At 68.5% G+C, this 13,378-nt stretch carries 13 protein-coding genes; 8 read left to right on the forward strand and 5 right to left on the reverse strand.

Annotated features, from left to right (window positions below; genetic code table 11):
* Positions 1 to 11: 11 nt before the first annotated feature.
* Positions 12 to 3,341 (reverse strand): carbamoyl-phosphate synthase large subunit, encoded by a 3,330-nt coding sequence (gene carB, locus FL625_RS06870; RefSeq protein ID WP_149587905.1) that lies wholly within the window; start codon positions 3,339 to 3,341, stop codon positions 12 to 14.
* 352 nt (positions 3,342 to 3,693) lie between these two features.
* On the opposite strand from carB, the gene FL625_RS06875 reads away from it, so the two are divergent.
* The 6 genes from FL625_RS06875 (at position 3,694) to FL625_RS06900 (ending at position 9,341) form a co-directional block, all read left to right on the forward strand.
* A complete protein-coding gene (locus FL625_RS06875; protein ID WP_149587906.1) occupies positions 3,694 to 4,233 on the forward strand; it encodes a hypothetical protein in 540 nt (179 codons plus the stop codon).
* Positions 4,234 to 4,382: 149 nt separating this feature from the next.
* Entirely contained in the window at positions 4,383 to 5,519 is a 1,137-nt protein-coding gene (locus FL625_RS06880) for an aminodeoxychorismate synthase component I (protein ID WP_149588040.1), read from the forward strand.
* Positions 5,477 to 6,085: an aminotransferase class IV family protein gene (locus FL625_RS06885; RefSeq protein WP_435532698.1), complete on the forward strand. Its 609-nt coding sequence runs from the start codon at positions 5,477 to 5,479 to the stop codon at positions 6,083 to 6,085. Before FL625_RS06880 ends, FL625_RS06885 begins: the two co-directional genes overlap by 43 nt.
* Positions 6,086 to 6,296: 211 nt before the next feature.
* Positions 6,297 to 8,093 carry an aspartate--tRNA ligase gene (gene aspS / locus FL625_RS06890; RefSeq protein WP_149588041.1) on the forward strand — a complete coding sequence of 599 codons (1,797 nt, stop codon included), beginning with the start codon at positions 6,297 to 6,299 and terminating at the stop codon, positions 8,091 to 8,093.
* The gene (locus FL625_RS06895; RefSeq protein WP_149587908.1) at positions 8,093 to 8,560 is read left to right on the forward strand and encodes a DUF1993 family protein; all 468 of its coding nucleotides are present in this window, start codon (positions 8,093 to 8,095) and stop codon (positions 8,558 to 8,560) included. Before aspS ends, FL625_RS06895 begins: the two co-directional genes overlap by 1 nt.
* 64 nt (positions 8,561 to 8,624) lie before the next feature.
* Complete coding sequence (locus tag FL625_RS06900) at positions 8,625 to 9,341, forward strand: GNAT family N-acetyltransferase (protein ID WP_235019344.1); 717 nt, start codon at positions 8,625 to 8,627, stop codon at positions 9,339 to 9,341.
* 18 nt (positions 9,342 to 9,359) lie between these two features.
* On the opposite strand, the gene FL625_RS06905 is transcribed toward FL625_RS06900, so the two are convergent.
* Positions 9,360 to 10,037 carry a response regulator gene (locus FL625_RS06905; protein WP_149587910.1) on the reverse strand — a complete coding sequence of 226 codons (678 nt, stop codon included), beginning with the start codon at positions 10,035 to 10,037 and terminating at the stop codon, positions 9,360 to 9,362.
* Positions 10,038 to 10,174: 137 nt separating this feature from the next.
* On the opposite strand from FL625_RS06905, the gene mce reads away from it, so the two are divergent.
* Both mce and FL625_RS06915 read left to right on the forward strand, forming a co-directional pair.
* Positions 10,175 to 10,579, forward strand: coding sequence for a methylmalonyl-CoA epimerase (gene mce / locus FL625_RS06910; protein WP_149587911.1), 405 nt, complete (start codon positions 10,175 to 10,177; stop codon positions 10,577 to 10,579).
* Positions 10,576 to 10,845: a DUF1467 family protein gene (locus tag FL625_RS06915; RefSeq protein ID WP_149587912.1), complete on the forward strand. Its 270-nt coding sequence runs from the start codon at positions 10,576 to 10,578 to the stop codon at positions 10,843 to 10,845. The genes mce and FL625_RS06915 overlap by 4 nt, the downstream gene beginning before the upstream one ends.
* 68 nt (positions 10,846 to 10,913) lie before the next feature.
* Here FL625_RS06915 and FL625_RS06920 read toward each other — a convergent pair whose 3' ends face one another.
* The 3 genes from FL625_RS06920 to FL625_RS06930 form a co-directional block, all read right to left on the reverse strand.
* Complete coding sequence (locus FL625_RS06920) at positions 10,914 to 11,606, reverse strand: EI24 domain-containing protein (protein WP_435532700.1); 693 nt, start codon at positions 11,604 to 11,606, stop codon at positions 10,914 to 10,916.
* Positions 11,606 to 12,184: a nitroreductase family protein gene (locus FL625_RS06925; protein ID WP_149587914.1), complete on the reverse strand. Its 579-nt coding sequence runs from the start codon at positions 12,182 to 12,184 to the stop codon at positions 11,606 to 11,608. Before FL625_RS06925 ends, FL625_RS06920 begins: the two co-directional genes overlap by 1 nt.
* A gap of 69 nt (positions 12,185 to 12,253) precedes the next feature.
* A complete protein-coding gene (locus FL625_RS06930) occupies positions 12,254 to 13,357 on the reverse strand; it encodes a class II histone deacetylase (protein WP_149587915.1) in 1,104 nt (367 codons plus the stop codon).
* Positions 13,358 to 13,378 lie beyond the last annotated feature (21 nt).

A 13,378-nucleotide genomic window follows, 5' to 3' on the forward strand; every position in this document is an offset into this window, starting at 1 on the left:
CCCCGGCCTTCCTACCCCTGCAACGTCCGCACCCCATAGCCCTCGCCGCGCGCCTTCATGGCGGCCACGGCGGCCACGCTGGCCGCGGCGGTGGTGAAGTAGGGGATCTTGTCCATCAGGGCGACGCGGCGGATGTCGCGGCTGTCGCTGACGGCCTGCGTCCCTTCGGTCGTGTTCATCACCAGCGCGATCTCGTTGTTCTTCAGCCGGTCGACGATGTTGGGCCGGCCTTCGTAGACCTTGGCGACCGGCTCGGCCGGCACGCCCTGCGCGGCCAGCCACTGGGCGGTTCCCCTGGTGGCGACGAGGGTGAAGCCCATCGCCACAAGATCCCGGGCGGCGGCCGCAAGCGACGCGGTCTTGTCCGCGTCCTTGACCGACAGGAACACGCGCCCCTCGGTCGGCAGGATCGTGCCGGCGCCCATCTGCGCCTTGAGGAAGGCCAGCGGGAAGGTCCGGTCCCAGCCCATCACCTCGCCGGTGGACCGCATCTCGGGCCCCAGCATCGGATCGACGCCGGGGAACCGGGCGAAGGGAAGGACGGCCTCCTTGACCGAGAACCACGGGGTGTTCGGGTCGGCCAGGGTCAGCGGGTCAGCCAGCGGCAGGTCGGTATCGGGGCCGACGCCGGCGGGGTAGGGCGCGCGCTGGGGGAAGGCCGAAAGCGGCTCGCCGGCCATCAGGCGGGCGGCGATGGAGGCGATGGCGCTGTCGGTGGCCTTGGCGACGAAGGGCACGGTGCGGCTGGCGCGGGGGTTCACTTCCAGGACGTAGATCACCCCGTCCTTGATCGCGAATTGCACGTTCATCAGGCCGACGACGTTCAGCGCGCGGGCCATGACGATGGTCTGGCGCTTGAGTTCCTCGACCGTCTCGGCCGAAAGCTGATGCGGCGGCAGGCAGCAGGCGCTGTCGCCGGAATGGACGCCCGCTTCCTCGATATGCTCCATGATCCCCGCGACATGCACCGACTTGCCGTCGCTTAACGCATCGACGTCAACCTCGACCGCGCCGGAGAGATAACTGTCGAGAAGGACGGGCGAGTCGCCGGATACCTGCACGGCGGTGGAGATGTAGCGGTCGAGTTGTTCGTCCGAGCGGACGATTTCCATGGCGCGGCCGCCAAGCACGAAGGACGGACGGATGACCAGCGGATAGCCGACCTCGGCGGCGACCCTGAAAGCTTCCTCGCGCGACCGGGCCGTGCCGTTGTTGGGCTGTTTCAGGCCAAGGTCCTTGAGCAGGCGCTGGAACCGTTCGCGGTCCTCGGCCAGGTCGATGGCGTCGGGCGTGGTGCCGAGGATCGGGATGCCTTCGGCATGCAGGGCGTTCGCCAGTTTCAGCGGCGTCTGGCCGCCGAACTGGACGATGACGCCGTGAAGCGTGCCGTTCTGCCTCTCCACCCGCAGGATTTCGAGGACGTGTTCCAGGGTCAGCGGCTCGAAATAGAGCCGGTCGGAGGTGTCGTAGTCGGTCGAGACGGTCTCGGGGTTGCAGTTGACCATGATGGTCTCGTAGCCCGCCGCGGTCAGGGCAAAGCAGGCGTGGCAGCAGCAGTAGTCGAACTCGATCCCCTGGCCGATCCGGTTCGGGCCGCCGCCCAGGATGACGACCTTCTTCGCGCCCGTGGGGCGGGATTCGCATTCCACCTCGCCCATCGCGGGGGATTCGTAGGTGGAATACATGTAGGGCGTCTGGGCCTCGAACTCGGCGGCGCAGGTGTCGATGCGCTTGAAGACGGCGGTAACGCCGAGGCGGGTCCTCGCGCGGCGGACCTGGGCCTCGTCGCGGCCGGTGAGCTTGGCGAGGCGGGCGTCGGTGAAGCCCATCATCTTGAGGCTGCGGAGCGCGTCGGCATTGGTGGGCAGGCCGTTCTTGCGGATGCTGGCTTCGGTGTCGATGATCTCGCGGATGCGGGCGAGGAACCAGGGGTCGAAGGCGGTGACGGCCTGGATCTCGTCGTTCGTCAGCCCGTGACGCATGGCCTGGGCGATGACGCGCAGCCGGTCCGGCGTGGCCTGGCCGAGCGCCTTGACGATGGAGGCCTTGTCGGGGGCGCCCGGAATGGCGATCTCGTCAAAGCCGGTCAGGCCGGTTTCGAGGCTGGCCAGCGCCTTCTGCAGGGATTCGTGGATGGTGCGGCCGATCGCCATGGCCTCGCCCACCGATTTCATCGCGGTGGTGAGGTTGGGCTCGGAACCCGGGAATTTCTCGAAGGCAAAGCGCGGGATCTTGGTCACGACATAGTCGATGGAGGGCTCGAACGAGGCGGGCGTGACCTTGGTGATATCGTTGTCGAGCTCGTCCAGCGTGTAGCCCACGGCCAGTTTCGCGGCGATCTTGGCGATGGGGAAACCCGTGGCCTTCGAGGCCAGCGCCGAAGAGCGCGAGACGCGCGGGTTCATCTCGATGACGACCATGCGGCCGTCCTTCGGGTTGATCGCCCATTGCACGTTCGACCCGCCGGTCTCGACCCCGATCTCGCGCAGCACGGCGATGCTGCCGTTGCGCATGATCTGGTATTCCTTGTCGGTCAGCGTCAGGGCCGGCGCGACGGTGATGGAATCACCGGTGTGGACGCCCATCGGATCGACGTTCTCGATGGAACAGACGATGATCGCATTGTCCGCCTTGTCGCGGACCACCTCCATCTCGTATTCCTTCCAGCCCAGCAGACTTTCGTCCACCAGCACCTGCGCCACGGGCGAGGCTTCGAGGCCGGATTTCACGATGGCCTCGTAATCGTCGCGGTTGTAGGCCACCCCGCCGCCGGTGCCGCCGAGCGTGAAGGCGGGGCGGATGATGGCGGGCAGGCCGACATATTCCAGCGCATCCATCGCCTGCCTGACGCCGGCGGCGATGTCATACTTGCCCGATGCCAGTTTCGGGGCCGCGACGATGGTCGCCTTCGGATTTTCCAGCCCGATCCGCTCCATCGCCTCGCGGAACAACTTGCGATCTTCTGCCATTTCTATGGCTTCGCGCTTGGCCCCGATCAGCTCTACCTTGTACTTTTCCAACACGCCCATGTCGGCAAGCGCGAGCGCGGTGTTCAGCCCCGTCTGCCCGCCCATCGTGGGCAACAGCGCGTCGGGGCGTTCCTTCTCGATGATCTTGGCGACGACTTCCGGCGTGATCGGCTCGATGTAGGTGGCATCCGCCAGCCCCGGGTCGGTCATGATCGTCGCGGGGTTCGAGTTCACCAGGATGACGCGGTAGCCTTCCTCGCGCAGAGCCTTGCAGGCCTGGGCGCCGGAGTAGTCGAACTCGCAGGCCTGGCCGATGACGATGGGGCCCGCGCCGATGATCATGATCGACTTGATATCGGTCCGCTTCGGCATCTCAGCCCCCATCCGCTGCGCAAAATTGGGCGGGTTATAGACAGAAGCGGTGGGGGCGCAAGGGGCAAACGGGGCCTTCAGCAGAGGGCTCGGCCCCCTGACGCCGGATTCCTTGCCAGGGGTCAGAGCATCCGGTCCAAGGGTGCCCGTGCAGCGCGCCAAGGCGCTTGCGACCTTTGACGATAAGCGCCTAGACTGACCCGGTGTCACGTGCCGTTTGTGAGGAGCAGCGAGTTTGCAGCAAGGCACCCCATCCACCCCCGCAGGCCAGGGTGCGTGGATCAGCGATGTCTTTATCAATACCAGGAACAGTCGCAGCTTCCGGCACATCCCGGACGACCCCTATGACAAGATGGAACTGCTGCGGAAGGGCGCTGACCTTCTGAAACGGATGCAGCGTGGCGAGCCCTTTGCCGCGGGCGAAATCGAGCGTGACCGGCACCACATCAACAATTGGCCGTTCGAGGAAACCCTGCCGCCGGTGATCCTGTTCGGCTGGGTTGCGCTGCATCGGGACGTGGCGGCGGTCTTCTCGCGCTTCGATCCGGGACAGGGCAGGCTGCACCCGATCCGGCTGATCGACCATGACCGCAGGAAGGTGATTTCCGAGGAATATTCCATCCTCACGCCCGGCAATGCCGCCGATACGCTGGACCTTGACCGCTCGACTTCGATCAAGCGGATGAAGGCTCAGGAAAAGATCTTCTACTTCCACGAGACGGTCCCCAAGCCCGGCACCTTCGTGCTGCGGTCGGGGTTCGGCATGGGGCCGGATTTCTGGGTTGACAGTCGGGTGGTGAACTCGTTCTTCCTGTCCGACCGGCTGGTTGCGGCGCTGGCGGCGGAGAAGTTGGACCGGCATTTCGGGCTCAGGCGCTGCGTTCCGGGCTGACAGAAGAGCTCCGGGCGCGCAAGTGGACCGGGCGGGCAAGGCGCAAACGCGCGGCTGTGGGTCGCGAACGGCTCTGGAACCCTGGTGGCTCCTGTCCTAAGACCCGGAGTGCCGCGCAACGGCACGGGCGCTGACAGGGAACGGTGGGCGTGATCCTTCTGGAACATGGACCGGGTGGCAGACCGGCGCTGTTTGACGCGCCGCGCGAGGTCATTGCCGCCCATGCCCCTGGCGAGGTCGTGCGCGCGCTTGCCCGGGCCGAGGCCGCTCGCGCCGCAGGGGGCTGGGTCGCGGGTTACGTTGCCTATGAGGCGGGCTATGCGCTGGAGCCGAAGCTGCGCCGGCTGATGCCGCGCCGGCGGCCGGGGCCCTTGCTGGCGCTTGGCGTCTTCGACGGGCCGCGCCCGGCCGAGGCTGCGCTCGCGCGGGCGGCGGAGGAAGGGCGCGCGACCGCGATGACCGAACCCGCGCCGCAGATCGGCAGGCGCGCCTATGGCACGGCCGCGCGGAAGGTGTTCGACTACATCGCCGCGGGCGACTGCTACCAGGTGAACCTGACCTTTCCGATGACGGCGCGGCTGGTTTCCGGCACCCCGCTGGGGCTGTATGGCGCGTTCCGGCGTACGGGGGCGGTGGGACACGGGGCCTATGTCGATCTGGGCGTGGGGCCCGTGGTCGTGTCGCGCAGCCCGGAGCTGTTCTTCAAGGTCGGACAGGGCCGGATCGTCACCCGGCCGATGAAGGGCACGCGGCCCCGCGGCAAGGATGCCGCCGAGGATGCGGCGATCATTGCCGAGTTGCAGGGGGCCGAAAAGGACCGGGCCGAGAACCTGATGATCGTGGACCTTCTGCGCAACGACATCAGCCGGCTTTCGAAGGTGGGCACGGTGAAGGTGCCGGCGCTTTACGCCATCGAAAGCTATGCGACGGTGCACCAGATGACCTCGACGGTCGAGGGGGTGCTGGAGCGCCCGGCGACCCTGCCCGGCCTGATGGCGGCGCTGTTTCCCTGCGGCAGCGTGACGGGCGCGCCGAAGATCCGGGCGATGGAGATCATCCGGGAAATGGAGCCCCATCCGCGCGGCGTCTATTGCGGCGCGGTGGGCTGGATGTCGCCCTCGGGGGACGCGGATTTCTCGGTCGCGATCCGCACGCTGTCGGTCAGCGGCGACCGGATCGTGATGAACGTGGGCGGCGGGCTGACGCATGGGTCCACCGCCGAAGGCGAATGGGAGGAGGCGCTGTGGAAGGCGCGCTTCGTGAAGGCGGCGGTGAGCCGGGACTGAAGCTGATCGAGACCGTCCTCTGGGACGGCCGCGCCGCGCCGCGCTGGCCGCTGCATCGGGCGCGTATGCGGCGGTCGGCAGAGCTGCTGGGCTGGGCCTGCCCCGACGTGGCGCCCTCGGGCCCGGATCATCCCGCGCGGTTGCGGCTGACGCTGGACCGCGCGGGCCGGGTGGAGTGGCAGGTCGCCCCCTTGCCCCCGACGAAGGCCGCATGGCGGGTCGGCCTGGCCGAGGCGCGGCTTCGGTCGGACGATCCCTGGCTGCGGGTCAAGACGACCCGGCGCGCGGTCTATGACGCGGCGCGGGCGGGGCTTCCCGAGGGGCTGGACGAGGTGCTGTTCCTGAACGAGCGGGGCGAGGTCTGCGAGGGCACGATCACCACGGTCTTCTTCGACCGGGGGCAGGGGATGCGGACGCCGCCCCTGTCGTCCGGCCTCTTGCCCGGGGTGCTGCGCGCCGAACTGTCCTGTCCCGAGGAGGTCTTGGGCGCCGAGGACCTGGGCGCCGTACGGCTCTGGGTCGGCAACGCCTTGCGCGGGCTGATACCGGCGGTCTGGACAGGGTGAGGCCGCCCGGGGGCGCTTCGCCCCCCGGACCCCCCGAGAGTATTTGGAAAAGGGCAAATCAGGGTAAGCGGACTGCGTCTTGCCCTTTTGCAAAATACTCCCGCCGGAGGCGTCCGACCGCGGTCCGGGGCGGTGCCGCGGGGTTGACTCGGACCGCGCGGCAAGGTGTATCGGCGCGATGACCTTTGAGGCCCTGGAAAGGGGAATGACGATGCATGCCTATCGCAGCCATACCTGTGCCGCGCTGAACAAGTCCCATGTGGGTGAAACCGTCCGCCTGTCGGGCTGGGTCCACCGGGTGCGCGACCATGGCGGCGTCCTGTTCATCGATCTGCGCGACCATTACGGGATCACCCAGATCCTGTGCGACGGCGACAGCCCGGCCTTCGCCGCGCTGGAGAAGGTGCGTGCCGAATGGGTGATCCGCGTCGATGGCCGGGTCAAGGCGCGCGATGCGGCTCTGGTGAACCCCAAGATCCCGACCGGCGAGATCGAGGTCTATGTGACCGACCTGGAAGTCCTGGGCGCGGCCGAGGAGCTGCCGCTGCCGGTCTTCGGCGACACCGAATACCCTGAGGAGACGCGGCTGACCTACCGCTTCCTCGACCTGCGCCGCGACACGATGCACCAGAACATGATGCTGCGGTCGAACGTGGTGCGCTGGCTGCGCAATGCCATGTGGGACCAGGGCTTCACCGAGTTCCAGACACCGATCATCACCGCCTCCAGCCCCGAGGGGGCGCGCGACTTTCTGGTGCCGAGCCGCCTGCACCCAGGCAAGTTCTACGCGCTGCCGCAGGCGCCGCAGCAGTTCAAGCAGCTGATCCAGGTCGCGGGCTTCGACCGCTATTTCCAGATCGCGCCCTGCTTCCGCGACGAGGACCCGCGCGCCGACCGCTCGCCCACGGATTTCTACCAGCTCGACATCGAGATGTCCTTCGTCACCCAGGACGACGTCTTTGCCGCCGTCCAGCCGGTGTTGCAGGGGTTGTTCGAGACCTTCGGCAAGGGTCGCAAGGTCTATTCCGACTGGCCGCGCATTGCCTACCGGGATGCGCTGAAGTGGTATGGCTCCGACAAGCCCGACCTGCGCAACCCGATCCGCATGCAGGACGTGAGCGAGCATTTCCGCGGCTCGGGCTTCGCCATCTTTGCCAAGCTTCTGGAGCAGGAGGGCAACGAAGTCCGCGCGATCCCCGCGCCGAAAGGGCCGTCGGGCGAACCCGTGGGCCGCAAGTTCTGCGACCGGATGAATGCCTTCGCGCAGAGCCAGGGCCTGCCGGGGATGGGCTACATCTTCTGGCGCGACGCCGAGGACGGTTCGGGCATGGAGGCCGCGGGGCCCTTGGCCAAGAACATCGGGCCGGAGCGGACCGAGGCGATCCGGCTGCAACTGGGGCTGGAGAAGGGCGACGCGGCCTTCTTCCTGGGCGGCAAGCCGGAAACCTTCGAGGGCATCGCCGGCAAGGCGCGCAACGTGATCGGCGAGGAGCTGGGGCTGACCGAGAAGGACTGCTTCCGCTTTGCCTGGATCGTCGATTTCCCGATGTACGAGAAGACCGACGAGGGGAAGATCGACTTCAGCCACAACCCGTTCTCGATGCCGCAGGGGGGCCTCGAGGCGCTGAACGGCGACCCGCTGAAGGTTTATGCCTATCAGTACGACCTGGCCTGCAACGGCTATGAGGTCATCTCGGGCGGCATCCGCAACCACAAGCCCGAGATCATGTACAAGGCGTTCGAGCTGGCCGGCTATCCGAACAGCGAGGTGGACAAGCGGTTCGGGGGCATGGTGAAGGCGTTCAAGTATGGCGCCCCCCCGCACGGCGGTTGCGCGGCGGGGATCGACCGGCTGGTGATGCTGCTGGCCGATACCCAGAACATCCGCGAGGTCATCATGTTCCCGATGAACCAGCGCGCCGAGGACCTCTTGATGGGCGCGCCTTCGGAACCGACGCTCCAGCAGTTGCGCGAGCTGTCCTTGCGCGTCGTCCCGAAGGACAGCTGATGTACCAGGCTTCGGTCCCCGTCTTCCGCCACTACCTGTCGCGCGTCAGCGACATCGTGGCGGTCGCGGGGCCGGATGCGCTGGACGCGCAGATCGCCGACAGCTTCCCCGCCCGCCAGCAGTTCGCCACCGCGGCGGGCTTTGCCTTGCGGATCGCCTGCCCGCTGGCCGGGCGCGAGGTGCCGGACCTGCCGCAAGGCCTTGGTCCGCGCCTTGCGGTCGCGCGCGCGCTTCTGGGTGCGATGACGCCGGCCGAGTTCGAGGGCGCCGAGACGCGGGTGATCCGCCACCGCGCGGGCTTTGCCGAGCTGGAGCAGACGGGCAGCGATTTCCTGTTTCTCTACGGCCTGCCGAATTTCTTCTTCCACCTCACCATGGGCTATGCCGCGCTGCGCGCCGCCGGGGTGCCGCTCGGCAAGGCCGATTTCGACGGGTTCCACAGCTATCCCTCCGACTTCCGTTTCTGAGCGGCCAGCTTGCGCGCGACCTGTCCGGGGCCTAGCCTGTGGCCTGGGCAGGGGAGGATCGGGCGTGTCCGACGAACGACTGGGTGCCGTGGTCGAGGGCTGGCAGCCGCCGCCCCGGCCGGACCGGGCGGCGATGGAGGGGCGCTACGTCCGGCTGGAGCCGCTCGAGGCCGAGGCCCATGCCTTCGACCTGCACGCCGCCTTCCAGGGTCACGATGCGCTGTGGGACTACATGCCTTACGGGCCCTTCGCCTCGGGCTCGGCCTATCACCGCTGGGCGCGCGAGCGCGAGGCGAGCGAGGATCCGCGCTTTTTCGTGCTGCGCGACCGGGCCAGCGGCCTGCCGGGCGGGATCGCGAGCTATCTGCGCATCGCGCCCGAGGCGGGGTCGATCGAGGTGGGCCACATCTGCATCTCTCCGTCGATGCAGCGCAGCCCGGCGGCGACCGAGGCGATGTTCCTGATGATGGACTGGGCCTTCCGCGCGGGCTACCGGCGGTATGAATGGAAGTGCAACGCGCTGAACCTCGCCTCGCGCCGGGCGGCGCAGCGGCTGGGGTTCAGTTTCGAAGGCGTGTTCCGCAATCACCTGGTGGTCAAGGGGCGCAACCGCGACACGGCCTGGTTCTCGGTCATCGACAGCGAATGGCCGGCCTTGGCCGAGGCATTCGCCTTCTGGCTGTCTCCGGCCAATTTCGACGCGCAGGGCCGCCAGCGCGAGCGGCTGTCCGACCTGACCCGGCTGGTGCGCGCAGGCAGCGACCCGGCGCTGGAGGGCTGATCCGGATGGCCGGGGCGGTCAGGCAAGCGAGCGGAGCGCCTCGAGCCGGTCCTCGATGATCCGCGCCACGCGCGCCCGGTCGAAGGGGGTCGTCCCGCCGCGGACCGCGTCTTCCAGCGCCTGGTCGCCCGCGGCCCGTGCCAGGCTTTGCACGAAGGCGCGCGCATAGGCCGGATCGCCCGGGGCACGGATCAGGCCGGCCGCCCGCGCCAGATCGTCGCGCAGCGCCACGGGATCGCCCGCCGGGGTAGGAACCTCCTCGCCCTTGGCGATCGGGCCGACCCCGGTCGTCAGTTGCCGAATCAGCCGCACCAGCCCGGCGACGGAGCCAAGCGGCTTTTCCAGGAAGGCGGCCGCCCCGGCATCGAGCGCCGGATCGCGCCCGTCGGGATCGCCCGAGATCCCGAGGACCGGGAAGCCCTGACCCGACAGTTCGGCGATCAGGTCCTCGCCCCGGCCATCAGGCAGGCCGAGGTCGATGATGGCCAGGTCCGGCCGGTAGCAGTTGAGATGAAGTCGCGCGATTTCAAGGCTTTCCGCACGCCTCAGCTTGGCGCCGGCGCGTTGCAGGATCAGGCGCAGGGCATCGCAGGTGAACCGGCTGTCATCGACCAGCATCAGCGTCAGGCCCTGAAGCGGAAGGTCCTGGCCCGCAGCAGGCGCGGTGGGGAGGGTCGGGTGGGGGCGAAACGGCATGGCGGACCTCGTATCTGGCGGTCAGAGTGTCGCCGCACCCCGTAAAGCGGCGGTTAACGCGCCTGCGACCATCGCGCCGCTTGCAGGTCCGCGCCCGGCACCGCATAACGCGGGCCACGAGCCGCGCGAGGAGCCCCATGATCGGACGCCTGAACCACGTCGCCATTGCCGTGCCCGACCTTGCGGCGGCGGCAGAGCAGTATCGGTCGACCCTGGGCGCGAAGGTCGGCGCGCCGCAGGACGAGCCCGATCATGGCGTCACTGTGGTGTTCATCGAACTGCCGAACACCAAGATCGAGCTTCTGCACCCCCTGGGCGAGGCATCCCCGATCGCGGGATTCCTGGAGAAGAACCCCGCGGGCGGGATCCATCACATCTGCTACGAGGTCGATGACATCCTGGCCGCGCGCGATCACCTCAAGGCTTCGGGCGCGCGGGTACTGGGGTCGGGAGAGCCGAAGATCGGCGCGCATGGGAAGCCCGTGCTGTTCCTGCACCCAAAGGATTTCAACGGTTGCCTGGTGGAGCTGGAACAGGCATGACCATCACGGCCGCCCTTGTCCTCTATTCCGTGACCTGGTTCATGACGCTGTTCTGCGTGCTGCCCTTCCGCACCCAGTCGCAGGACGAGGCCAACGAGATCGTCCCCGGCACGCCGCCCGGTGCCCCTGCGGGCGAGGTCATGAAGCGCAAGGCCTGGATCACCACTCTGATCGCCACGCCGATCTGGGCGGTGATTGCCGGGATCATCCTGTCGGGCTGGATCACCGTCCACGACCTGGACTGGTTCGGCCGGATGAAGCCCTGACGGCCGGTCCGGGGGCAGGAGCCTTCGAAGGATTCTGCAAATCCTTTCGGAAAGATTTTCGCCCATCGTCAGCGGCCTGCTTGCGCCAATCGGTGGAAGATATGGGTGAAGGTCGCGACCCCCAGCGTCGGGATCACGAGGTTGACCAGCGGCAGCGACAGGGGTGCGGCCATCAGCGTCCCTGCGGCCCAGAGCGTCCAGCGGTTGCGCCGCCGCATGGCCCTGACCTCGGACGGCGGCAGGCGGCGCAGGGCGACGAGGCTGAAATACTCCCGTCCCAGCAGGAAGCCGTTCACCGCCCAGAAGACAAGCGGCGCGCCCGGACCGACGAAGGGATACAGGAACACCGCGCCCAGGTTCACCGCGATGACCACGCCGAGGAAATTGACCGCCTGGCGCAGGCTTTCGCTCAAGGACAGGGGCGTCGCCGGAGGCAGATGCGGATAGTGGCGGTCCTCGACCGCGTCGGCCACGTCCTCGAGGAAGAAGCCGGTGAAGGCGGCAGCGACCGGGATCATCAGGAAGACCGACAGCCCCAGCATCAGGAACAGCGAGGTCCAGCCGAGGAAGCTGTCGATCCCCGAGACCGGGCCGATCACCGGCAGGTCCACCGTGTCGGGGGCCAGCCACCAGATGCCTTGCAGGAAGAGGAGATAGGCCGCGAACAGAAGCGCCAGCGCCAGTAGGACGCCAAGCCCCAGCACCCGGCGGAACCGCCGGTCGCCCAGTTGGCCGAGCGCCGCGAAGAAGGCGGCGAAGATCACGCCTCGACCCAGGTCACGAGCCGCGACAGGTCGGGGCGCGGGCGGTCGGGGCCGTCGGTTGGCGGGGTGGCGATGTGGACGATGCCGGCCACCGTCTCGCCCTCGGCGCAGCCGAAGGCGCGGGCGGCGAAGACCGGATCATGCGCGGGCCAGCCGGTCAGCCAGCAGGCGCCCCAGCCCGCCGCCTCGGCCGCGTTGACGATCCCGAAGCAGAGCGCGGCCGCCGACATGAGCTGTTCAACGGGCGGGATCTTGGGCGAGGGTTTCGGCGAGGCGATGACCACCACCGCAAGCTTGCCGGTGTCGTATTGCCCGCGCCCCTTGCCGACCATCTCCTCGTCGCCGCCGAGGTCCCGCGCCCGCGCCTCGGCCAGGTCGGCCAGCCGCGCGAAGGCAGCGCCCTGCACCACGATCAGCCGCCAGGGTTCCAGCTTGCCATGATCGGGGACGCGGGTCGCCGCGGTCAGGATCTCTTCCAGTTCGGCGCGCGAGGGCACGGGCAGGGTGAAAAGCTTCGCCGGGCGCGAGCGGCGGGATTTCAGGAAGGCGAGGGCGGCATCGTTGCGGGCAGGCATGTCGGGTCTTTCGGTTAGGGTCAGGGGCAACCCCAAGATTTTTCGACGAAAAATCTTGGGGCGGGGGTGTCAGAGGCCAAGGGCGGAGGCGGCTTCGTCGATCCAGGCGCGGGCGAAGGCGTCGAAGCGCGCTTCGGGCTGGCGCCGGGCCAGGGTCGCGGCCAGGGGATCGGCGGCCGAGATGTCCGACCCGCTCAGCTCTTCCAGCACGGCATGGCCGCAGAAGGGGACATAGACCTCGGAATAGCCGCCCTCGTGCACCATGACCAGCCGCCCGTCGCACAGCCGGTCGGCGGCCTGCATCGCCATGCGGGTCAGGACGCGGAAGGTTTCGGCCGAGCAGAGCATGCGGCCCAGCGGATCCACCGCCGCCGCGTCGAAGCCGCAGGCGACGACGATCGCCTCGGGGCGGAAGCGGTCGAGCGCGGGTAGGACCACCCGCTCCATGGCGTATAGATAGGCCGCATGGCCGCAGCCGGGCGGCAGGGGGAGATTCAGGTTCGACATCGGCGCCGCAGGGCCGCCCGTCGCCTCCACCCCGCCGGTATCCAGCGGATAGTTGCGCTCCTGGTGGAGGCTGATCGTCAGCACCTCCGGGTCGTCCCAGAAGATCGCCTCGGTCCCGTTGCCGTGATGCACGTCCCAGTCGATCACGGCGACGCGGCGGACCAGCCCCTGTCCTTGCGCGGCGCGGATCGCCACGGCGATGTTGTTCAGAAGGCAGAAGCCGTTCGGCCAGTCGGAGGTCGCATGGTGCCCCGGCGGGCGCGAGAGCGCATAGGCGTTCCGCGCCTCGCCTGTCAGCACCGCCCGCAGCGCGGCGCTGGCCAGCCCCGCCGACAGCGCCGCGATCTCGTAGCCGCCGGCACCGAAGGGGCTGCGCAGGCCCAACTCGCCCCCGCCCGCGTCCGAGGCCGCCTTGAAGGCCGACAGATAGCTGTCGGGGTGGACGCGCAGGAGGTCCTCGCGGCTGGCCGGTTCCGCCCCGCGCATCGACAGGTGCCGGGCAAGGCCGGTGACCTCGATCAGGTTGCGCAGGCGGCGCTTGGTTTCCGGGTTCTCGGGCAACCCGCCGGGGCTGGGCTGCACAAGGCCGCCGGCGGGCAGGGTGAAGGCATAGTTGCCGCCGCCGTGCCAGAAGCAGCGTTCGTCGGAATAGAAGGCGGTGGTCATGCGGGTCTCCGTTTCGGGCAA

The sequence above is a fragment of the Tabrizicola flagellatus genome, assembly GCF_008271465.1.
In the GTDB taxonomy this organism is placed as follows: domain Bacteria; phylum Pseudomonadota; class Alphaproteobacteria; order Rhodobacterales; family Rhodobacteraceae; genus Tabrizicola; species Tabrizicola flagellata.